Origin of the sequence: Halorubrum sp. Atlit-26R (assembly GCF_003666015.1) — an archaeon.
GTDB lineage: Archaea > Halobacteriota > Halobacteria > Halobacteriales > Haloferacaceae > Halorubrum.
In genome coordinates this window covers 1-483 of sequence record NZ_QPLT01000451.1, presented here as the reverse complement: position 1 = coordinate 483, position 483 = coordinate 1, and the positions used below count along the sequence as shown (strand labels likewise).

Annotated in this window: 1 protein-coding gene and 1 pseudogene; one reads left to right on the top strand and one right to left on the bottom strand. The window is 70.0% G+C overall.

Annotated features, from left to right (window positions below; translation table 11 throughout):
- Positions 1 to 294, top strand: a 294-nt coding sequence (locus DVK07_RS21415) for a bacteriorhodopsin (protein WP_158603225.1), incomplete at its 5' end; no start/stop codon positions are given.
- Positions 295 to 351: 57 nt separating this feature from the next.
- Here DVK07_RS21415 and DVK07_RS21410 read toward each other — a convergent pair.
- Positions 352 to 483, bottom strand: a pseudogene (locus DVK07_RS21410) (Lrp/AsnC family transcriptional regulator); the annotation flags it as partial.

The following is a 483-nucleotide window of genomic DNA, read 5'->3' as shown; positions in this document are numbered from 1 at the left end:
CGGGTCCGTGCGGTCTTCGGCACGCTCCGGAATATCACGGTGGTGCTGTGGACGCTGTACCCGGTCGTGTGGCTGCTCGCGCCCACCGGGTTCGGCGTGTTGACGCCCGCGACGGAGATGCTCGTGTTCGTCTACCTCGACGTCGTCTCGAAGGTCGGCTTCGTCGTCGTCGCGGTCGCGGGCGCCGACGCGCTCGACCGCCTCGGCGCCGACCGCGGCGTCGACGCCGACGGCGACCGCGTCGCGAGCGACGCCGCTACCGGCGAGCGGACGACCGTCCTCGGCGACGACTGAACCGCGGTCCGGGTCGTCCCGTTTTTCTCGTTCGTTTCCGCTCGCGTTCCAGTCCGTTTACTCCCCGTCCGCGACCAAGTCCTCGTAGCGCGCGCCGGTCTGTTTCAGCGTCTCCGTCGAGTAGAGCCGCTCGTGGGCGTACGGGAGGTGGTCGGACGCCAGCTCGTCGATCTTCGCGTCGACCGCCTC